Raw genomic sequence first — 21860 nt, forward strand, 5'->3', positions numbered from 1 at the left:
GTCAAGTTATACATAATTCAATAAAGTGTCATAATTATTTTTTAAAATTCATAATCCACAACCACCCGGTCCAAGCGGCAGAGTTTATTGTAGGCTGCTGCTTTTTTATGTCGGGGATCTTCTCTATAGGCCTTTAGGTCTTCCATTGAATCAAATGTAGAGACAAGAACTGCATCAAAGGCTGTATCAGCAACTGTTTTATTGATTCCTACTTCCAGCTCTCTTATCTCGGGAATGACTCCTACCAGATTTTCAAGGTCTTTTTTTATAATTTGTATATTTTCATCCTTACTTTTTCCTTCAGCTTCATCCTTGAACTTCCACATTACGATGTGTTTAATCATTTTCTTCTCCTGTTATTTTATTTTCTGATGTTTTTTGAACCTTGAAGGTTCCTTTTTTAAGTCTGTTAACAGTTATATTGACCCAGGGGATACTGACCATAAGAGTCAGAATACTTGCCGTGTTGAGTCCCCACCAGACCCCTTCAATGCCCATGTCAAAGGACAGGACATACAAATAGGAGATGGGTAATGAGAGGAGGATGGTCCGTAGCAAAGTCAGGAAAAGAGCCGGTAAGGGGTGGCCAATGGCCTGAAAGAAGCTTCTGTTCACAATCCCTACAAGGGCAAAAATATAAAAAAGTTCCAGAGTGTAGGTTTGTCTTACGGCATAATCAATCACCTCTGGAATATTGCTGAACAGTGGGTATATAGATTTCGCAGCCAGTATCATGGATACAGCCAGGGCTAAAACTACGATCATGCCCCAGATATAGGCCTGAGTCATCACCTTCCATGTTCGATCATATAAGCCTCTTCCGGCATTTTGACCCACGATGGTGACCACTGCCGCACTTAGAGCAAAAGCAGGCATCAGTACTAGTTGTTCAAATCTTCCAAAAAGAGAGAAAGCCGTCAAAGCCAGTGGGTCAATAGACACAACAAGGTGGTTGAAAAAGAAAAAACTGACGGCCATCAGCATCATTCCCATGGATTGGGGTAGGCCAATGAGGATGATTTTTTTCATGATTTCTGAGCTGATATTCGATAATTTCCATTCGATCCGTATGGAGGAACGGTTTTTGAGAAATACACTTAGAACATAAATAAAAGAGGCTATTTGACCAATCACAGTCGCAATGGCAGCACCCCGTACATCCATTTCAAGAATAAAGATAAGGACAGGGTCCAATATAATATTTATAACTGTTCCTAAGATCATTCCGTTCATTACATGCTTCATCAGTCCTTCTCCTTGAAGGATTCCGATAAAAACACTTCCAAAAAAAATAAACAGGGCTGCAGGGGTCACGTATAAAAGATAGTTATACCCATGAACAAAGTAGTCTCCCTGAGCACCCATGAGCTGGACGATTGGTTTTCCGAAAATGAAAGCAACCGATGTTGAAAGGATGGTAATCACCAGAGCTATGAAAAGTCCCGACTCGGCAGTTCTATCCAGCACGCTGCTGTTCTTCTCTCCAATGGCTCTTGCGACCAAGGAGCTAATACCTACCATAATGCCATTTCCCAGGGCAATGAATAGGAAAATGAGAGGAAATATTAATCCAACACCCCCAACATAGGAGGGATCTGTTAGATCAATACGGCTCACAAACCAGGTATCAACAATATTGTATAGGAGTTGAAAAAACATACCGGCAAGAATCGGGAGGCTCAGCCGAATCAGAAGCGGACGTATAGGGCCAGAAAACATAGGTTCTTCATCTGGTATTTCGGTATTTTCAATAGAAACATTTTCAGACATATAACTTCCTTATCCAAATCTACTAGTCCATAGGATTCTAATTGTATCCAAACATTGGGTCAATCTTTGGAAGGATTATACTAATGAAACTGTAGAGCCTTCTGAATACTTGTGATATATATTCAATTTATCTATAATGGCGTCGATATTATCATTCTGGAGTCTTTATGTTAGATCCGTCCTTAAACAATCTGTTGATTGAAACCATAGCAGCCAATTTTAAGTCCAAGGAAATGGATGAGATTGGCCGTATGCTGAATAAAAAATTCAATCTTTACGATGTGGCAGAAAAAACATCAGTTGTCACAATAGGTGCCCGATCTGCTGCTACAGTACTGGTTGATCATATGGTCTCAATAAATAAACTTCACGATTTTATCAAACTTTTGGCAGAATTGGATAATAATCAGATTCAGGGAAGAACTCTTCAGATGGAAGGGTATGACTATTTTTTGCAGCAGTTTACCCACTCGGGATACTTCTATGATTTTACAAAAAGAAAAGTCCTGCCTCTGAAAACCGAAAGCAAAGAAATGCCTAACTGGGGAGCCTTGAAAGACGGTAAGAGCTATCCCATTACCATCATCAGTGTCGATATTGTATCCAATTCAGAACTTGTAAACAAATACGGTGCAAAGGTCATGAAAAAAGTTTACACAAGTCTCTGGGGCTTTCTTAAACATAGCCTTGAACATACAGATGGCCGGATCTGGACCTGGGCAGGAGACGGTGGAATCCTGGCTTTCGCCTTCAAGGATCAGATCGAAAGGGCCGTTAAATTCGCCGTAGAAGTACAAAGAACTATTACCCTGTTCAATATGAATAAGAACTATCCAATATCCGAACCCATTGAACTCCGATTAGGAATCAATTCCGGAAAACTTGTATATCATAATGACACCGGTCAGATCATTTCTGAGGTGATCAACCTCGCGGCACATCTGGAAAAACATAAAACCATTCCAGGCGGGATTTCAATTACAGAAAAGGTTTTCACCTCAATTAATCCTAAACTGCAGAGTATCTTCAAGGGCATTGGCAATTTTGAGGGAGTTCCCTGTTTTCAAAGTGACCGATTGGATCTCGTTGTCTGTCAGGACTGAGTCTTAATGGAAAATCCCTCCTCCCATAAGGACAACTATCTCTTTTTGGATTGTGGTGATCAGAAGAGATTGGAAAGCATTGACGGCAAAACCTTTGTAAGGCAGGCTCCTCAGGCCAATTATTCACCATCTCCAAAAGTCTCCTGGACTTCTCCAGATTACGAATTCAATTCGGCTCAGAAGAGTCCCTCGTGGACCCCTCCTCTCAATGCGGTAAAAACACTCCCCGATTTTCATTGCGGTACACTTGTCATGGAGATCAGGCTTTCAGAAAACGGGCAAATAGGTGTTTATCCCGAACAAAAGCTAAATTGGGATTGGCTGAACAAGGTGATTGCTAACGCCCAACGTCCATTACGAATATTAAATGGCTTTGCCTATACCGGAGGTTCTTCCATTGTTTGTGCTCAAGCTTTAGGTAAAACAGATCACTCAGAGGTCTGCCATTTGGATGCTTCCAGTAGCGCTGTGAACTGGGCAAAAATCAACCGTGATAAATCCGGACTTCCTGATGATTCCATTCGTTTCATTGTGGATGATATACGCCGTTTTCTTGAAAGAGAGATAAGACGTGGAAAATTTTATGATGGTGTTATTCTGGATCCTCCCGCCTTCGGACGGGCTAAAGGTGGCAAAACCTGGGTTTTAAAACGGGATCTTTCTTCACTTATGGATCTTTGCCGTCAAATTTTGGTACCAAATCCAGCCTTTTTTTTACTTTCCTGTCATGATCCAGAAATGTCTAAAGGTGATTTGGAACAAATTCTTGCAGAGACTTTGAAGGCTGAAAAATCTGAGATAGAAACTATAGATCTGACTCTTAATTCTCATGCAGGAAATTCACTACCCAACGGTATTGCCGCCAGGTGGAGAGCTTAATCTTTCTGGGGTATTTCACGATTTAAGGGTGTTCTTAACTCTTCATATATTTTCATATAAGACAGGGCCGAGGGAGTCCATGAAAAGTCTTTATTCATCCCATTCTTTTGCATTTTATGTATCAATTCTGGGTGATCTTTCCAACAATTTACCGCTCTGTTCAAGGCAAGCCCAAAATCGGATGGATCGGCTTTCTCAAATACAAATCCTGTTGCACTGTCCCATCCTTCATCCTGGGGGTCTGAAACTGTATCGGCAAGGCCTCCAGTGCGTCTGACCACAGGGATAGAGCCATATTTGAGGCTATAAAGCTGGTTTAGTCCGCAGGGTTCATAACGGCTGGGCATCAGAAAAAAGTCTGAACCGGCTTCAATCAAATGTGACATTTTCTCATTATAGGTGATCTTGACTGCCAAATTAGGGAGTATCCTGCTTAACCTGGTTAGTTCTTCTTCACACCAGGGTTCACCAGTTCCCAAAATTACAACCTGAACATCCTGGTCCTTGCAAAAATCTTCCAGAATTCCATAGTTTGGTTTACAGAGCTCTTCAATTCCTTTTTGTTCTACAAGACGGGTAATCATGGCAAACAGTGGAGTTTTTGGATTTTCTTCAAGTCCCATAAGGATTTGAAGTCTGGACTTACAATTCTTTTTTCCTTCAAGGTCCAGTATTGAGAAATTATCAGGAGCAATCAAAGCATCATTCACTGGATCCCAGCTTTGATAATCAACTCCATTGATAATCCCCGTAAGATCATTTTTCCTATGGCTCAGAGATTGATCCATGCCATGGCCGTATGCCAGTGTCTGAATCTCTCTGGCATATCCGGGAGATACAGTCGTAATATGATCATTATTTTCGATGGCTGTTTTGAGAAAGTTTATCTGATTGTCACAGATCATATTATATGTCTTTGTTTCTTCTGGAGTCAGACCTATCCATGGTAAATCCTGTTTCAGATAACAACCCTGATACCCCATGTTGTGTATCGAAAATACGGATGAACAATTACTGAATTTCTGAGCTGCCTTTTTAAGAAAAACTGAAGCTAAACCGCATGGCCAATCATGACTGTGAATCACATCGGGAATCCAATCCAGAAAAGTACAGACCTCTATGAAACTTTTGCACAGAAGGCTGTATCTTTGGGCATTATCAGGATAAGAAGAAGAGGGTGTGGGACCATAAATCCCTTTTCTATTGAAATACTTGTTGTTGTCAAGAAAATACACTGGGATCGTAGAATCTTCTAAGGTCGAGCGATAAAGATCGGCCGTTTCGAATCTGTTGACCATGTCTATTTGAAGGGATCCAAGGAAATCAAAGTCTTTAGAGTCTATAAAACCATAGAGGGGCAAAAGGATTCTAACATCGACACTTTGCTCATTTAATGACAGAGAGAGAGCACTGACCATGTCTGCTAATCCACCGGATTTTGCAAAGGGAACTGTTTCGCTGGTCATCATCAGAATCTTCATAACCTTATATACCTCTTCCTAGCTTTATTCTATCACGATTATGGATCTCCACATTTAGGGGACCGGACTATTTTGAATTAAATCTATGGGCAGTGTACCACTAGGGATAAAATCTCCTCTAATGGCACCAAGACCGGCCTGAAAAGACTCAATCCCTGTGCCGTATACGGCTAGGGCATCTTTTACCCAGGGGAGTTCATTGAGATAGATGGGAGTCAGTGATGAGAGGACAATCATCTTATGGGATAGATCTTCGAGCTCCTTCAGAATCCTCAAGTCCTGATATCGGGAGAGGCTGAAAACCACATAATCCATTTTTGATGCCTGTTCTCTGATAGAGTTGATTATCTCCCATTTTTCACTTGTAGTAAAAGAGTAGGGGACTCTAATACTCCTACCATCAAACATGGCTTCCCCCATTCTTCTAAAATCATAATGTAAGCCGCAAAAAAGAATATTACTTGTGGGTTCTATAGGTATGAGGGATTGTCGAATCATTGTTGTACTCCGGGCCGCTTGCCCAAAGAAGAACTTTTGACTGTCTGATCCGGGGATATCCTGACTTATATCACTAGGAGAGGGAAAAAAGGGGACATGGTCCTCTCTTTTTAAATAATCTACTTTAATTCTTAAGACTCTCGCTGCCGCCGTTCTGACATCCTGCGAAAACTCCTCATCTTCATCCATTAAACCTATCAGATGCTGCCATATTTCTTCGTGTGTATCTGGATTTCTGCTGACCAGAAGAAAATCATTTCCCTCTCTTAATGCCATTTCACAGACCTCTGGAAGGCTTCTGTTTTCATACTGGGCTCCCTGCATGACAAGGTCATCGGTGATCACAAGGCCTTTATATTGGAGCTGATCTCTGAGTATGTCTTTTAAAAAAATAGAACTGAGGGAGGCGGGTTTTAAATTCCCAGTGATGTTGGGAAATGCCAAATGGCCAACCATAATAGCAGGCAAGCCCTCTTTAATCATCATTTTATAGGGAATCAGGTCGTGAGACTCAATGAATTCCAGAGTTGAGGGAATCTCTGGAAGGGTGCCGTGGGAGTCTTCGTCGGCATTACCATGACCTGGAAAGTGTTTGGCTGTGCTTATAATTCCGGCTTCTTCCATTCCCTTAAAGAACGCCGTACCCAAGGTGCCTGTCTGGACAGGGTTTTGTGAGAAGGCCCGTGGACCTATAACATCGGCTAAGGGATTGAGATAGACATCTACAGTAGGTGCAAAGTTCATATTAATGCCGAGGCGTCTGAGCTCTCTGCCAATGTAAAGGCCTGTCATATAGGAATCGTAGGGGATACCTGAGGCACCAAGGGCCAGATTGCCAGGTGTTATGGATGTCTCACCCTTGATATGTCGAACCCATCCCCCTTCCTGGTCTGTAGCAATGATCAGTGGAATCTTATACTCCGTACTCAAGGCGCCTTTTTGCATTGTGCTAATGGTATCGGCTAAAATTGATAAATCGTTGGCATTCCACCCAAAGATCTTGATCCCTCCGATCTTTTTCTGAACGATCCAATCCATGATGACATCAGAGGCTCTTTCACCCATGTATCCCAACATAAAGACCTGACCCAGGATCTCTTCCTGACTCATATGGTCCAGAAGCTCCTCAACTAACTGCTCTCCGGGCAATTCAGAATTGAAATCTAGTGAAAGCAGGGGGAATACAACAGAGGTGAAAATTGTCAGAAAAATGGATCTTTTTAATATTAAAGCCACACAATATCCTAAATGAAGCCCTTTACAAACTGGGCTTCATAATTGATTTAAAGGCTTAAATATAGGCTTCTCCCTTGAGGTCGTCAATATAGTTGGATGCAGAGTGAGCGGCAATTGCCCCATCTGATGCAGCTGTTATGAGCTGTCGGAAGGGGGTGTCTCTTACATCTCCCACTGCATAAAGGCCTTTTATGGATGATTCCATGTTTATATCTGTTTGGATGTATCCCGTTTCATCTTTCTTAGCATCCGGAACCAACTGTGTCTGAGGGATGGAGCCTACAAAAATAAAAACGGCATCAAAATCTTCTTCCAGAACCATATCGCTGTCTGTTTTTGCCAGAACAACTTTGTCCAACTTTGTTTCATTTCCCTTGATTTCTTTGACGATCGTATTGAAACGAACTTCAATATTGGGATTATTCATAACTCTGTCAGCAACTGCTTTTTGAGCCCGAAATCTGTCCCGTCTATGAATCATGACAACCTGATCAGTCAGATTTGCCAGATAATTTGCTTCGTCACAAGCGGCATCTCCACCACCGACAACAAGCATTTTTTTATTTTTAAAGAAAGGTCCGTCACATGTGGCGCAATAAGAAACGCCTCTGCCTCCAAACTCTTCTTCTCCCGGTACTTCTAAATGACGGTGTTTGGCTCCAGTGGCCAAAACGACGGCTTTTGCTGTTATAATTTCTTTTGAAGTCTCAATGATGAAGGATTTTCCTTCTTTTTTGATGCTTCGAACAGAAGCTGTCATGAATTCTGCGCCAAATTTCTGAGCTTGTTTGTGCATGTCCATTGAAAACTGAAAACCGTTGACCGGTTCTGGAAATCCAGGATAATTCTCAAGGTCGGATATTAGGAGTGCCTGTCCTCCAGGAGCCATCTCTTCAATGACTAGGGTTTCTAAATTGGATCGGGCTCCATATTGGGCTGCACTTAGTCCGGCAATTCCACCACCGATGATTACAAAATCTTTTTCCATGCTCATTTTATCTCCTCAACTGAGTTCTTTTCTATATTTATGGAACTAATATAATAATTGAATATAGTAAAATCAAACTATTCCCCCATCAATAGCCTAATAGCCTTGATATCCAATGACTTTCCCTTAAAATAAGTGGATATGATTCATTATAACAGAAAGATTCTGATTCTCACTTATATTTTTTATATTTCTTTGTCGGCAGGGGCAATTGATATCCCTTTTGGATCGGATCTGCCTTACAGTCATTATTCAACCTGGAGTGAACCTCTGAACACAGATCAATTGATACGCCTATATCTAACCAGTTCCGGACTGCAGGAAAACAACTTCTCTAAGTATGAGAAAAGAATCTACCAATTCTTAGAAAAATCGGAAAGTTCAGTTCAATCCTCTCAAAGCGATGAAGAAAAATCAGAAGCCCTATTGCTGTATATGCATAACAATCTCTTCAAAAGATATAGTCTCAAACAGACACGAGTCGATAAAATATTTGATACGGGATATTACAACTGTGTTTCATCGGCGGCTTTATTTATCATTCTTAACCGTTATCATAATATTTTCATCGAGGGAGTCCATGCAATAGACCATACCTTTTGCGTCCTTCCTGAAGATGGTGATAGAGATGGAATTGATATTGAAACGACAAGTGAATGGGGTTTTGATCCCGGCAGTAGAAAAGAGTTTCAATCTAATTTCACCAACAGGACGGGATATGTTTATGTGCCTCAGGGCAATTACAATCATCGTGTACGGTTAAACGATAAAGATATGGCTGGTTTGATACTGCAAAACCGGATAGTTGAATTACAGGGAACAAATCAGCATCAGGAGGCTTTGACTCTAGCTGCTGATCGTCTGCTGTTGACCGGTTCGACCCAGGCTCTTGAGGACTATTTTGATGCGGTACAAAATGCTGCCGCCCTTTTGAACAGTAAAAGCGATTACATCGGAGCCTTTCAAATCGTTCATAAAGCCTTTACTGGACCTTACGAGTTTCCTCTATTTCTAATCAAAACGCAGTCACAAATTCTTTTCAATGCCAGTGCCGACCTTGTAAACAAGAATAGACTGGAAGAAGCCCGGCAGTTTTTAACAGATTATTCCTCCTTTATATTGACAGAGGAGCTCGCGACAATAGAGAGTCTTATCCAACAGCGTTCGCTGGAGCTGAAGGTCCGGGAGCCTTTTTCTGAAGAATTGATAAAAGAAATTGAGCAGAGCCTTGATGATGGTTACATTACAGAAGTTACCGCCAGATCATTAGCCTCTTTTCACTATTTACTGGAAGCCGAGAACTACTCAAACAGGGGAGAACACAGGAAAGCCTTCGATTTCCTTATGTCCGCACCTCCATGGGTGCAGCAGGATCGGGAATTCAAGAGAATTCTAACACATGTGAGGAATAATACAGCCATAGTCTTCCACAACCAGGTAGTACAGTTGATCAATGAAGGGCGTACCACGGAAGCAAATACCCTATTGAGAGAAGCGTTGAGGCTGTTGCCCGGTCATACTCTCCTCCTTCAAGATGAGAAGAAATTGTCAAACTGACAGAAAAAATTAAAATCCTAATCTTCAAGAATTAAATACCGAAAATAGAAGAGAAGGAGTATCTTGAGAATGTCAACTGCCAGTAATACCCTCAAATTAATCGATGTATTAAACAAAGAACTTGAAACTCTTGAAGAGTATAACAAAGGATGTGAATCGCTTCATAAACATGTTGTCGCCAAAAACTGGACAACCCTGGAAAATGTATTAAATACGTTAAAGTGTGAATCTGAGAAGTTAAATTCCCTTGATTTACTGAGGGAATCTCTAATCCAAAACCTCAAAGAAGAACATTCTTTGCCTGGGGAGTGCTCCTTTGGGCTCCTATTGACACATCTCGATACTCCAGGACAATCCGAAATTAAGATATTGAAACAAAAAATACGACACGCCGTTAACATCCTTCAAACACGTATCAACGGCATTGGGACTTATACGGAGTCACAAACATGCGCCCTTCGGGATGTCCTGGATGAATTAATTCCGGATCAGAAAGGTAGAATATACAATAGTAGAGGTACTGCTTCCATTTTGGAATCAAAACCACTTCTATTTAACCATCAGTTTTAATAGAGAAAGGATTGAATATGGGTTCCACATTCAGCGGTATCGAATTAGGAAAAAGAAGTCTCCAGGCTCATACACAAGGCTTACAGACTATCGGACATAACCTCAGTAACGCCTCTACAGAGGGGTATAGTCGCCAAAGAGTACAACTTTCGGCTACAGACCCCATCTACATGCCCCAGTTGAACCGTGCAGAGAGGCCGGGACAGGTTGGACAGGGTGTAGATGTCACGACTGTAGAACGAATAAAAGATATCCTTCTTGAAAACCGCGTCATCGCACAGGGTGATGAGAGCGGTTATTGGGAAACCAGAGATCAATACCTTCTGATGGTAGAACAGATCTATAACGAACCGTATGATACCTCTGTAAGGTCTCTTATGGACAAATTCTGGGATGGTTGGCAGGAGCTCTCGGTCAATCCCGAAGAAATACCATCACGTCAGGCCGTACTAAAAAGGGGAGAATCCCTTATGGATGGAATCAATAGCCGTTACAGAAGACTAAAAGAAACAAGATCCATGCTGAATGACGACGTGGCTGTTTCCGTTGGAGAAGTTAACAGCATCCTCAAAGACATCTCTCGCTTAAACGAACAGATTGTCAAGTCAAAAGCAGTGGGAGACAATCCAAACGACATGCTGGACAGCCGGGATCTTTTGGTTGAGAAATTATCCGCTTATATCAATATCACTGTGGATAACAGAGACAGTGACGAATTTCAAATTCATACACAGGGAATGCATCTCATACAGGGCAAGCAGGTTCATCTTTTAAGTACCGAACCCAATCCTCTGAATGAAGGATATAATGACATTACCTGGGAACAGACCGGTCAAAATGTTGATATAAGGAATGGAAAATTGGCAGCTCTTATTGAACTAAGGGATGGCGATGTAAGAGGGGAAATCCAGAAATTAAATACCATGACTGTTAACTTTACAGATATGGTTAACGAAGTTCATAGCAATGCATTTGCGGCAAATGGCAAGACAGGGCTTAACTTTTTTAATGAACTCCCCTTTGTGAATAACAACCTTGGAAATTATGACAGGTCCGGCGACGGTGAGTTCGACTCTTCTTATATCTTTCGCTTCAAGGGGAACAATGTATTAGACCCTGAGCAGCAGACTGGATTGCAGGGAACAATCTCATTGAATGGACCTTCTGGAAATATTGATGTGAACTATTACCCCACCGACAGAGTTTCAGATATTGTCGACAGAATAAATAATTCCGGAGCTGAGGTGAAGGCCCTGATAAACAGAGATGGAAAACTCCTATTAAAAGCCAGCTCCTCCGAGGATATGGAAAATCCAGATTTTGTGATCCGCCATGTGGAAGATTCTGGTCAGTTCCTCAGCGGTTATACCGGAATCTTGAGTGGAAGTGGTCCGGATAACGCTTATGACTGGGAACAGGCCGATGCAGTTTTAGGTCTGCGTGATATAGAATATGCCGTGGCCCCCTTATCACACCCGGCGGGATGGATGGGGATCAATAAGACTCTCCAGGCCGATCCGGCTTCCATTGCCTCTGGATACGGTGTGGGCGGAAGAGAGGGATTACCTGGAGATGGTAGTGCCGCTCTTGAAATCGCAACCTTAAGAAATAAACCTGTCATGGTTGGCCCCAGCAATACTTTTGATGACTATTTTGCCGAAGCTGTAGCCTCTATCGGACTCAAGGGTGAGGTTGCTCAACAAGCCAACGAATCACAGCAGTTAGTAATGAAAGATTTAAAAGATTTTCAATCATCTATTTCCGGTGTGAATATGGATGAAGAGATAGCCGAGATGATCAAGTTTCAGCATGGTTATAATGCCACAGCCAGATTTGTAAATGAAATCAACGATATGCTGGACACCATTATCAACAGAATGGGAGTGTAATAAATGAGACGAATCAGTACGAATATGCCTAATGCGGACTTGCAGTATCAGATGAAGTTAAGAGACTTCAAGCTGAATGAAATGCAGTCGGGGATTGGAAGCAGCAGACGGCTGAATAATTTGCGGGATGATCCGATCGCGGCTGCACACTCTACCCGCTATTCATCCCATATAACCCATCTGGAACGCTATAGTAAAAATATTGGCACAGCCCAGGGTGAGTATTCTCTGGCAGAAACTTCAATGAATCAGTCCGTTCAAGTCGTACAGAGGCTCAGGGAACTGGCTGTTCAGGGAAGTAACGGGACCTATGCAAAAGAAGATATGAATTACATGGCTACCGAGGTGAATGAGCTCCTCAAGGAGCTTGTGAGCATGGGAAATACAAGAACTGCTGATGGACGATCTCTCTTTGGAGGGAACGATACTCTAAATGATCCCTTTGTGGCCATGAAAAGCAGAGTCCCCGGCATCGAAGGGGCTGTTATTTCTGAAGTCAGATATGCCGGAAATATCGTTGCCAATCAGACAGAAATATCAGAAGGGTCCAGAATAGATTTGAATTTTGCAGGAAACAAGGTGTTTTGGGCAGAGGATCAACAGCTCTTTGCCCAAAGAGATGCTCTCGACTATGTCGTTACCGAAGATAGTCAGATATCTATTGATGGTGAGCAGATCAATTTAAAGAGCGGTGACAATATTCATGGTATTATTTCAAGAATCAATAATAGTGATCTGTCTGTGAAGGCATCATTGGATCCTGTGACAAACAGCCTGACTCTTGAAACAACTGTTCCCCATCAGATCTGGATAGATGAGCCCGTAGACAATACAGTCCTTAAAGATCTGGGCCTCTTGTCTGAAACCGGTAGCAGACCACCAGACAATCTTCATCAGGATGTTGTGAAAGGGGGAGGGTCACTCTTCGACATGGTCATAGGACTGCGTGATAGCCTACTCTCAGGAGATCAGGAAGCCGTAGGTGGAAGAATCCTCGGGGGAATAGATACATCATTAAGTAATCTTCTGAATAACCTTTCGGACCTTGGTGCAAGGAATGAAAGACTTGATCAAACATACGCAAGATTGGACAGTGAAAAATTAAATGTTATATCCATCAATTCCAAGTTAACAGGCCTGGATATGACAGAGGCAATTACAAATCTTAAAATGCTTGAATACACACAAAAAGCAGCCTATCAGTCTGCTTCCAAGGTTCTTCAATCTAATCTTATGGACTTTTTGAGGTAATATGTATGAAGATCTATACAAAAGCATATGGTGAAGTAGAAATTGATGACAGACAGGTTATTAATTTCCCCAATGGATTATTCGGTTTTGAAACTCTCAGGCAGTTTGCCTTGCTGGACGCTGCCCAACAACCCTTTTACTGGATACAGTCTCTGGATGTAGAACAAGTTGCTTTTGTCCTGATCAAACCAGTTATTTTTAGGCCAGACTATAAACCTGGTCTTATGGCTTCGGATCTTGAAGAATTGAAGCTAAAAAATACAGATGAAGAAAATGCACTTGTTTTCAGCATTGTTACATTTTTGGATGATAAAAAAACAATGACCGCAAATCTTCAGGGACCAGTCATCATTAACCGTCTTACCAGAACGGGTAGACAGTGTATTTCATCCGATTCAAGATGGCAAACACGACATAATATCGCCGAGGAATTGGCCAATCAGAGGAATAGTGTATGCTGATACTGTCTAGAAAAAAAGATGAAAGTATCATCATCGGCGATAACATTGTTATCTCAGTTGTTGATATCAAGGGTGACCAGGTTAAATTGGGAATAGCGGCGCCAACATCGGTTAAGGTATTCAGACAGGAAGTCTATCAGGCCATCCAGGAAGAAAATAAGGCAGCAGCAGCCAGCAGTATACCCGAGGATTTATCACTGGATGAGCTATTTAAAAAATAATTGAACTCTTTTAAATTATTTGAGAATTTGAATAGATAGAATCAAATTCTTCATGAATGGAGAGAAATAGATCCAATAGATCCGGATCAAAATGCGTTTCTCTTCCTTTTTTCATTATATCCACAGACTTCTCATGGCTGAATGACTCTTTATAGCTGCGCTTTGACCGAAGAGCATCATATACATCGGCTATGCAGACAATCCTGGCACATAGTGGAATCATTTCTCCAAAGATACCATAGGGATAACCGCTTCCATCCCACTTTTCATGATGGGAAAGGGCTATCTCTCTGGCCATGGTTTTGGGATATGTACTAAGTATATAAGCTCCATTTTTTGTATGTTCATTCATAATCTCTCTTTCCCAGTCATCCAGTGGACCACCCTTGTTGAGGATGTCATCGGGTGTTCCGATTTTTCCTACGTCGTGCATGGCCGCTAAAAATCCTATATCATCAATAAAATCATTGCTTACTTCTTCATAACCCTTCTTGCCTTTCAATTTCTGGCTCAATAAGCGGGAATAATCATTGACCCTTTCAATATGCTCGCCCGTATCGTTATCTTTGAGTTTGGAGGCCTCTAAAAGGCTCAGGAACATTTTCTGAAGCAGATCTTTATATTCATTGGTTATAATATCCCATTGAACCATATAAGCCTTAGGACGCTCATTTGAATCATAGTGCAATGGCTGAATCATGGCTCGTAAAAAACTGCTGCTCTTTGTATCTCCAAAGGGAAACAGTCTTCCAGCCCAGGAATAGGAGCACTGGGGATTTTCAAGGCATACTTTGAGTGTAGAACTCAGGTTAATATCAGAATCAGTGCGGAATATTTCGGGCAGATGTTTATTGATAGGTGACTTATCCAATACAAGGTCCTTGATGAATTCAAGGTTTGACCAGAGTATCTTCAAATCTAGATCAACGAGACAAGTGGGGATGGGGCTGTTCTTAGTTCGGTCAATGGAAAGCCGTATCCATGGGTCATCCAGTAGGAATCTATTCTCCGATCTATCCAGGGTTGTGAAGAGTGACCAGGGATAAATATAAGATTCATCTTCATCTATGTCTTCTAATTCAAGTACTTCTTCAAGGAGTTCGAAAGAATCGGATTCTGAGTATGAAACATCGGATAATGGAGCATCTCTAAAATCAAATTCATCTTTAGAACTCTTTGAGTGACTCAAATATGGTCTCCATACAAGGCAATTTCAGCTTCACTTTTTCGTAAATAGAGAGGCCCTGAACTCTCATCGAGGGCTCCTTCCTTCTGAAAACGCTTTATTCCCAGTTCTAAAAGCTGTCTACTCCTTCCTTGAGAGCCATTCCCATCAAAAAATAATCCTGGTCTAGAATCTGTTTTTATCATTGAACAGTCCGGACCAGTAAACAATACATTTTCGAATTTTTCCAGCTTGGCTAATAATTGATCTTCAGAAAGATCCAGAGCTCCGGAAATACTCTGTCCCTCACTATAAATACCGCAATAGTAACGTTTTTTTCGTGCATCCAATATGGGGACCACAGCTCCTGGAAAATAGTCATATCCATAGGCAAGATAGTCTGTTGTTAATATCGTTGTATGTGGGATTTTCAAACCAAAAGCCATGCCTTTTATGGTAGACATGCCTATCCTCAGTCCGGTGAATGATCCAGGCCCTTCAGAGCAAACTAGTAACTCAAGTTCCTCTTTCTTAACATTTCCTTCTTTCAAAATAAGAAGAATTGTATCCATAAGATTCTCAGAATGCTTTAATCCATCTTGAATAGTCATTTCAAACCAGGAATTTTCTTTTTTAAGGCAAACGCCGAGTAGGGAGGAGGCGGTATCAACGGATAAAACACAATTCACAATGAAATTCCCTCTAAAATAATTTTACGGACTCCAGATTCCATTATCTGTATTGAAATGCTTTTGCAATCTTCTGGAAGGTACTCCAGTATCCTTTCGCTCCATTCGATGAGAGTGATGCCTTTACCAAATAGTAATTCATCGACACCCAACATCTCAAATTCTTCAACTCCAGAAATTCTATACATATCCATGTGATATAGGGGAATGCTGCCTTCGTATTCAGACACGATTGTATAGGTGGGACTGGTGATCTCATCCTCAATTCCCAAAGACTTGGCTATCCCCTTGGTTATGGATGTTTTGCCAGCCCCGAGATCACCTTTGAGGGCTATAATATCCCCTGGTTTAAGAGATTTCCCAACTTTTTTACCCCATTGGAGAGTTTCTTCAAAACTATGACTCAGCAATTCTATCAAAGAGGTAACCCTTCACGGTCAATATTGATGATTTCTTCTTTCAATGATTTTATGATGGGAATCACAGGATAATCGATATTGTCCAGGAGTTTTAGAAAAACATCTCTTTCTCCAGTAGGTTTCATCTCCACTATAGATTGAAATCTTATACTTGTTCTTTTGTCTGCAACTAATGCAAAAGAAGCACTACCGCTATACTCATTTCTATAGTATATGAGAGTGTCCTTTTTTATGATTTCATCCATTCCAAGAAACTTCATTTAGTAAATCCACCTGTGCCCTATTATAAACTTTTCTTAATATGTTTTACATTATACTCATTCAAAATCATAGACATATTCATTGATTCTGTTCAGATTTTTACTAGAAGCTCTTGTAAACATGATATGAATGGATGTATATATGCGGCTTCTTGATCTGGTATCTACAATTTTTCCATAGGTAACTACAGGGCTTCCTTTGATGGGTTCAAAACTGAGTTTGATGAGTTCTCCCTTATTCAAGGCGCTTGTTGTTTGCAGAGAGCATCCTCCAGCTGATAAATCAATGAGAGTCCCCATTCTTCCCTTGTTTTTAAGGACGACAGCTTCCTTACGTTCTCTTTTACCCGAGCCGGTAATTTGAATTTTGATAGGAAATATATAACAGGGCCTTTTTATCTGTTTTCTTCTGAATTTTCTCTGATAGGCTCTACTGATTTTATTTGAATGCTGTAGGAAAACACTGGTGATCCCTTTTACCGAATTATAACCAAGGACCTTAGATGTAAAAGTGTATTCTTCTCCATCTGCACCCCATATCAGTATTGTTAGACGGGTTCCTTTGGGCCACTTTACTTGAGAGCCTTTTTTACCAATAGGAACTCTGGCACAATAAAATTCCTTTAGATTAGCCGTTATTACCGAGGAATATCTGTTGCCATTATCCATCTTGAAAGTAACATTCTGGCTGAGTTTCAGCTTCCTCGTATCCGTAATTTGGTTTGTTTCGGCAAAAACACGTTCTATCCGTTGTTTGATTCTGTAAATATTTAACTTTCTTTCTTCTACAACAGAAGGAGGAGCTTCCATATGACTAATGTCACGTAAGGCCTGGCTTAATGTGTTGTTCAGAGTTCTGGTATTGCTTAAGAGATCAAAGGGTTTATTGACATGGTATACCTTAATAAAACTCTCTAGCAGCGCAATCTGTTTTTTGGTTAAACCGACTCTCGTTCCTTCTCTTCTGAAAGCTCTTTTGCTGTAACGCTTGTTTTTAGCGTTTGAACCATTGCTGAGTTTATTACCAATGATCAGAAAAAGAAGACTAATACCCATTACAGCCAGAAAAATCAGGTTTTGTTTGGGATCAGAAGGGGTGAATAACTGTCCTTTAAAGCGAGATGATGACTGTAAAAGAGTAATAAACATTTTAGTTTCCTTTACTGTTCATTGATTCAAAAAACTTCGGAAAAGATTCCATTCTTGGCATAATCTCATATTCCATAAGATCACCCATAAGAACAGAGTCTTCAGAAGTAAAAGCTTCAGTAAGGTCTTTAAGTATCCCTGACATGTCATTTATGTAGGCTTTTAAGTCTTCATGGTGATTTTCTTGTGTTTCCCGGGGGAGGTAGGTGTATATTCTCAAGAGTTTCTGAAACAGCTCGGAAAAGCAAATAATGACATCCATGGCCTCTTTATCTTTGCCTGTTTGAAGCATAAGGGAGACTTCTTCCATCCGTGGCATCAGGTTTACTATGGCATCATAGCACTCTTTCCCCGATCTGAAGGGATCGTTAACTTCTTCTAATCTTCCCTGAATAACAGCCTCAAGCATGATAAATGATTCTAAGACCTTTTTAACATTTTCTTCACTGCGTTCTCCCTGTGGCCTAAATCCATTGGAAGCAAGAATACTATTCATATGGTTTTTAATAGAATGAGAAAAATCTTCTAAAAGAACTTCATAACTATTTTCAATATAAGTATATTCATGCAGCAGCTCATTCAATAGTTCAACATTCCCTTCTTTGAGAGACCTTTGAATCATCTGGCAGAAATTCAGGAGTGTTTTGAGGTTCTGTGATTTGAGTTCAGCCAGTGTCAGGGCTGTCACGCGAAAGGATTCTTTATCACTAAAGGGCAAAGACTCCCAGTTCTTTTTATCTGTAATCAGAATTTCCTCGTCATCAAGAAACAACTCAGTAATAGAATAGGATTGAAGAGCCAGCCATTTTTCAACTGAGTTATATACATCTCCCAGAGATTTTTCCTGTTCAAGGATGAATTCAATTTCATCCTGATTTATATAAATTTTCAAATAAATCTCCTTCAGATTTCCGGATATCACAGAAACCGGTCTTTTTCATTATCAGGCATTCAGCCTATTAGTTATTATTTTGCTGATTGAAAGTGTCCAGTGAGCTGGAATTTGATTCCAATTGATTCAACATTCCTTCCATACTGCCATACTTTCTCTTTAAGTCTGACTCATAATCCGCCAGATATTCTTTGTAGTCTTCTATCTCATCGTTTGTATCACTGATTCCATTATCAAGCATCCTGATCTTATTGGAAAATATTCCACCAGTCTGGATATAAGGATTTAAGAATCGGTCAAGTTCATAACCGGCACCGCTATCAATGACGAGATCACCATCTGTATCCTGTCCGAATAGCTCTTTAATAGCCCTGCTGTTTGTCTGAAGGGATTTGTCCAGAACTTCTTCATTGATCTCCAGATACCCTCGCAATTTACTGACATTTACAGAACCACCACCTCCCACTGCAGCGTTGGTGGATATTCCAATTTGGCTGAGCATGGACAGCTCTCGTTCCAATGACGTTTCATAAGGGGATGATGTGATCCTCTGCAACCGGTTTTTCAGCTGCATAAGGGTTATATCAGCCCTGAAAGTTCCCAGCTCTTCTAAAGCCTTTTCCCTTTCTTCATCAGTAAAATAATCTATCTCATTCACAATATCGGTATTATCGGATGACAGTATTAGTATTTGTGTCATGGCTTGATTATAATTATATACAAATTTGATAATTTCATCTTTTGCAGATTCTACATCAGGTTTTATGGCTATATCCACTTCTTCGTCGGGATTTGCACGCTGTAAATTTAGAGTGACACCCGGAATCAGGTCATCAATTTCATTTGTATCTCTTTCGACTTTTATGCCGTTAAAGTCCAGAATGGCATTTCCCGCTGTGGAGAGGGAATTCACACCAACATATCCGTCAGCGCTTCTGGGGTCTGTAATACGCATGTTGGAAATATTGACTTCTCTAAGTGTATTCTTATTGATGAAATCAAAAGAGAGGATATTACCCTGACTGCTTGTGAGGGGAATCTTGACTTTTTGGGGTTCGTTACCAGCTGGCAAGTCCTGGAGATTCTGGCTTTCTGTCTCGGTGAGAAAAAAACCAATAGAGCTGTCCTCTACCACAGGTGGAAGCTCTGGTTTGTTCCAGGGGGGAATCTCTGCCTTGTTTGCAAAGCTCTGTACTTCAAGGCCATCAAGAACGGCCGATGCTGTAGATGGTAATACAGGTGGAGGAGGTTCAACAGGTTCTCTGGATGCCGGATCAATATCTGTGACAGAAATTGTATATTCAAGAATCATTCCGTCCTCTACCGGTACAGGGGAGGGGAGTTCTATGTGTAATTCTGACTCTGCCGTCAAGAGGACTTCACTTTGAACTGTTTTACGGCTTGTATCAAAATTGATTTGAGTATTATCCGTTTCTACTGGCTTAATAATTCCACTATCCAGAGCCCAGCTCAAAGCATCATCTTTAAACCTAAGGCGATTTTCTGTTCCTGTTGCTGTGGATTCGAAAAGGACAACCTGCGTATCAGATGTATCTCTGACAACAGTCAATTTCATCAGACCGTCAGCTTTTGCTTCAAGCCTTTTCGCAAAATCTGAAAGTTTCCCGCCTCTGTATCTGAGGGAAAATTCCTTATCGCCTACTTCAAAGCTATAAGTCCCTTCGGGTACACGTTCATCCACTGGCATTGAAGGTGAAATAAATTTATCTGTAGATGCTGTTTGAAGGACAGTAAAACTCAATTCCTGCTCTTCTGCATCTCTGGTGGCTGTTGCGGTTAGAATCCTCTCATTCGAAGAATCTACCAACTTATTACTGAAAGGATTTTCAAAACCAAAAAGAGTTCTTGCTGATGTTCTCAGACTGCTGATCTTCCGGTTAAAGTTCTGCCAAATTCTTTTTTCTTCTTCTTGTTCTTTGACCGAATTTTCCATGGTGCTGAGCTTAACTTTCTCAACTTCCACGAGTCCTTGAACGAGTTCTTCTGTATTATATTTACTGTTTATACCAGGGATGCTTATGTCTGCCATGGCATCCCCCTATGAGTTTTAAACCATTTTATCAATAAATATACCGATAGCTTCACGCAGATTTTCATGTAATGTCTGTAGTTCCCTAGATGGAATTTCCTTTACTACCTTATCGGTACTCCTATCAATGATTTTTACTACAAAACTGTCAATCTTTTCATTGATAGAATAACTGAATCGCGTGTTATTGGTAATTTCGTTGAGTATGGTTCTTGTTTCTTTGATATCCGGAACGGTAAGTTTTACTTTCTGCTTCTGCAGTTCTACCTGTTGCTTTGATCTTTCTGCATTCTGCTGAGTGCTTATCTGTACCGGTCCAGAACTGGATATTTTACCTACGTTCATATAGACCTCCCTGTAAAAATAGTAATGGGGAAGGGCGCGAACCCCCCCATAACTACTGTAAAAAAGATAACGTCCAGAAATCTCTTTTATTAGCGATTACCCAGTCTTAGCCCAATAACTGCAGTACAGATTGTGTCCGTACATTAGCCTGTGCCAGCATGGAAGAACCAGCCTGATTCAGAATCTGATTTTTTGTGTAATCCACGACCTCACTGGCCATGTCTACATCACGAATCCTGGATTCAGCTGCCTGCATATTTTCCGCTGCAATGGCAATACCTTTGGCAGCCATTTCGAAACGGTTCTGGTATGCACCAAGATCGGCTCTCTGTTTGTTAACAGTTTTCAAAGCTTCATCTACGATACCGATAGTACGGTTTGCTTCTTCCACAGAAGAAAGGGTAACAATTCCGCCACCACCCTGCTCGTTTTGAAGACCTAAAGCCTCAGCAGTCATAGTACCAATAAAGATAGATTCTTTCTGATCCATATTGGCTCCCACTTGAAGCTGCATGACATCACCTGTCGCAGAAGCTTCTGCAAACCGGCCGGTCAGTAGGTTCATGCCGTTGAACTGTGCGTGTGATGCAATTCTATTCATCTCATCAACTAATTGGCTGACTTCGACCTGAATCTGCATTCTATCTTCCGCAGTATAAATACCGTTGGAAGCCTGTACGGACAATTCTCTAACACGATGTAGAATATCCTGAGTTTCCTGCAAGAATCCTTCGGTTGTCTGGATAAAAGAAACACCGTTCTGGATGTTCTTTTCTGCCTGATTCAGACCTCTGATCTGACTCCGCATTTTTTCAGATACCGCCAGTCCTGACGCATCGTCAGCTGCCTTGTTAATTCTCAGACCTGATGAAAGTTTTTCCATGTTATTAGCAGTTTCACTCTGAGAAACAGCGAGCTGCCTATTAGAATTGATGGCGCTCATGTTATGATTAATTATCATATACCCTCCTTGAAATGTTTGTTGGC

At 41.1% G+C, this 21860-nt stretch carries 22 protein-coding genes; 8 read left to right on the forward strand and 14 right to left on the reverse strand.

Annotated features, from left to right (window positions below; genetic code table 11):
• Nucleotides 1-41: 41 nt before the first annotated feature.
• Complete coding sequence (locus EXM22_RS04005) at nt 42-344, reverse strand: Dabb family protein (protein ID WP_149485275.1); 303 nt, start codon at nt 342-344, stop codon at nt 42-44.
• A complete protein-coding gene (locus EXM22_RS04010) occupies nt 337-1770 on the reverse strand; it encodes an MATE family efflux transporter (protein ID WP_149485276.1) in 1434 nt (477 codons plus the stop codon). The genes EXM22_RS04005 and EXM22_RS04010 overlap by 8 nt, the downstream gene beginning before the upstream one ends.
• A gap of 167 nt (nt 1771-1937) precedes the next feature.
• Between EXM22_RS04010 and EXM22_RS04015 the strand changes: the two genes are divergently transcribed.
• Together EXM22_RS04015 and EXM22_RS04020 are read left to right on the forward strand one after the other, a co-directional pair.
• Nucleotides 1938-2873 (forward strand): adenylate/guanylate cyclase domain-containing protein, encoded by a 936-nt coding sequence (locus tag EXM22_RS04015; protein WP_149485277.1) that lies wholly within the window; start codon nt 1938-1940, stop codon nt 2871-2873.
• 6 nt (nt 2874-2879) lie between these two features.
• Nucleotides 2880-3752, forward strand: coding sequence for a class I SAM-dependent methyltransferase (locus tag EXM22_RS04020; RefSeq protein WP_149485278.1), 873 nt, complete (start codon nt 2880-2882; stop codon nt 3750-3752).
• Here the strand turns inward: EXM22_RS04020 and glgA are convergent.
• Genes glgA through trxB form a run of 3 tightly spaced genes read right to left on the reverse strand, consistent with a single transcriptional unit; the run spans nt 3749 to nt 7961 of the window.
• Complete coding sequence (gene glgA / locus EXM22_RS04025; protein WP_149485279.1) at nt 3749-5233, reverse strand: glycogen synthase GlgA; 1485 nt, start codon at nt 5231-5233, stop codon at nt 3749-3751. The genes EXM22_RS04020 and glgA overlap by 4 nt on opposite strands.
• 54 nt (nt 5234-5287) lie before the next feature.
• Nucleotides 5288-6967: a glycoside hydrolase family 3 protein gene (locus EXM22_RS04030; RefSeq protein WP_149485280.1), complete on the reverse strand. Its 1680-nt coding sequence runs from the start codon at nt 6965-6967 to the stop codon at nt 5288-5290.
• A gap of 55 nt (nt 6968-7022) precedes the next feature.
• The gene (gene trxB / locus EXM22_RS04035) at nt 7023-7961 is read right to left on the reverse strand and encodes a thioredoxin-disulfide reductase (protein ID WP_149485281.1); all 939 of its coding nucleotides are present in this window, start codon (nt 7959-7961) and stop codon (nt 7023-7025) included.
• A 135-nt stretch (nt 7962-8096) separates the two neighbouring features.
• Here trxB and EXM22_RS04040 point away from each other — a divergent pair, with 135 nt between their 5' ends.
• The 6 genes from EXM22_RS04040 (at nt 8097) to csrA (ending at nt 13904) form a co-directional block, all read left to right on the forward strand.
• Nucleotides 8097-9512 carry a hypothetical protein gene (locus EXM22_RS04040; RefSeq protein ID WP_149485282.1) on the forward strand — a complete coding sequence of 472 codons (1416 nt, stop codon included), beginning with the start codon at nt 8097-8099 and terminating at the stop codon, nt 9510-9512.
• A gap of 69 nt (nt 9513-9581) precedes the next feature.
• Entirely contained in the window at nt 9582-10082 is a 501-nt protein-coding gene (locus EXM22_RS04045; RefSeq protein ID WP_149485283.1) for a hypothetical protein, read from the forward strand.
• 17 nt (nt 10083-10099) lie between these two features.
• Nucleotides 10100-11971: a flagellar hook-associated protein FlgK gene (gene flgK / locus EXM22_RS04050; RefSeq protein ID WP_149485284.1), complete on the forward strand. Its 1872-nt coding sequence runs from the start codon at nt 10100-10102 to the stop codon at nt 11969-11971.
• Nucleotides 11972-11974: 3 nt separating this feature from the next.
• A complete protein-coding gene (locus EXM22_RS04055; protein WP_149485285.1) occupies nt 11975-13222 on the forward strand; it encodes a flagellar hook-associated protein 3 in 1248 nt (415 codons plus the stop codon).
• Nucleotides 13223-13227: 5 nt separating this feature from the next.
• Complete coding sequence (locus EXM22_RS04060) at nt 13228-13683, forward strand: flagellar assembly protein FliW (protein ID WP_149485286.1); 456 nt, start codon at nt 13228-13230, stop codon at nt 13681-13683.
• Nucleotides 13677-13904, forward strand: coding sequence for a carbon storage regulator CsrA (csrA, locus tag EXM22_RS04065; protein WP_149485287.1), 228 nt, complete (start codon nt 13677-13679; stop codon nt 13902-13904). The genes EXM22_RS04060 and csrA overlap by 7 nt, the downstream gene beginning before the upstream one ends.
• A gap of 10 nt (nt 13905-13914) precedes the next feature.
• Here the strand turns inward: csrA and EXM22_RS18385 are convergent, their stop codons facing one another.
• From EXM22_RS18385 to EXM22_RS04110, 9 genes are all read right to left on the reverse strand, one after another.
• Complete coding sequence (locus EXM22_RS18385) at nt 13915-15093, reverse strand: HD-GYP domain-containing protein (protein WP_246157074.1); 1179 nt, start codon at nt 15091-15093, stop codon at nt 13915-13917.
• Nucleotides 15090-15758: a tRNA (adenosine(37)-N6)-threonylcarbamoyltransferase complex dimerization subunit type 1 TsaB gene (gene tsaB, locus EXM22_RS04075; RefSeq protein ID WP_168203331.1), complete on the reverse strand. Its 669-nt coding sequence runs from the start codon at nt 15756-15758 to the stop codon at nt 15090-15092. Before tsaB ends, EXM22_RS18385 begins: the two co-directional genes overlap by 4 nt.
• Nucleotides 15755-16174, reverse strand: a complete 420-nt coding sequence (gene tsaE / locus EXM22_RS04080; protein WP_149487925.1) for a tRNA (adenosine(37)-N6)-threonylcarbamoyltransferase complex ATPase subunit type 1 TsaE — start codon at nt 16172-16174, stop codon at nt 15755-15757. The genes tsaB and tsaE overlap by 4 nt, the downstream gene beginning before the upstream one ends.
• Entirely contained in the window at nt 16174-16437 is a 264-nt protein-coding gene (locus EXM22_RS04085) for a hypothetical protein (RefSeq protein ID WP_149485289.1), read from the reverse strand. The genes tsaE and EXM22_RS04085 overlap by 1 nt, the downstream gene beginning before the upstream one ends.
• A gap of 57 nt (nt 16438-16494) precedes the next feature.
• A complete protein-coding gene (locus EXM22_RS04090; RefSeq protein WP_149485290.1) occupies nt 16495-17586 on the reverse strand; it encodes a PilZ domain-containing protein in 1092 nt (363 codons plus the stop codon).
• 1 nt (nt 17587) lies between these two features.
• Nucleotides 17588-18478 (reverse strand): hypothetical protein, encoded by an 891-nt coding sequence (locus EXM22_RS04095; protein WP_149485291.1) that lies wholly within the window; start codon nt 18476-18478, stop codon nt 17588-17590.
• 67 nt (nt 18479-18545) lie between these two features.
• Nucleotides 18546-20528, reverse strand: coding sequence for a flagellar filament capping protein FliD (fliD, locus tag EXM22_RS04100; RefSeq protein WP_149485292.1), 1983 nt, complete (start codon nt 20526-20528; stop codon nt 18546-18548).
• 18 nt (nt 20529-20546) lie between these two features.
• Entirely contained in the window at nt 20547-20873 is a 327-nt protein-coding gene (locus EXM22_RS04105) for a flagellar protein FlaG (protein ID WP_149485293.1), read from the reverse strand.
• Nucleotides 20874-20979: 106 nt separating this feature from the next.
• The gene (locus EXM22_RS04110; protein ID WP_149485294.1) at nt 20980-21834 is read right to left on the reverse strand and encodes a flagellin N-terminal helical domain-containing protein; all 855 of its coding nucleotides are present in this window, start codon (nt 21832-21834) and stop codon (nt 20980-20982) included.
• Nucleotides 21835-21860 lie beyond the last annotated feature (26 nt).

The sequence above is a fragment of the Oceanispirochaeta crateris genome (genome assembly GCF_008329965.1).
GTDB lineage: Bacteria > Spirochaetota > Spirochaetia > DSM-2461 > DSM-2461 > Oceanispirochaeta > Oceanispirochaeta crateris.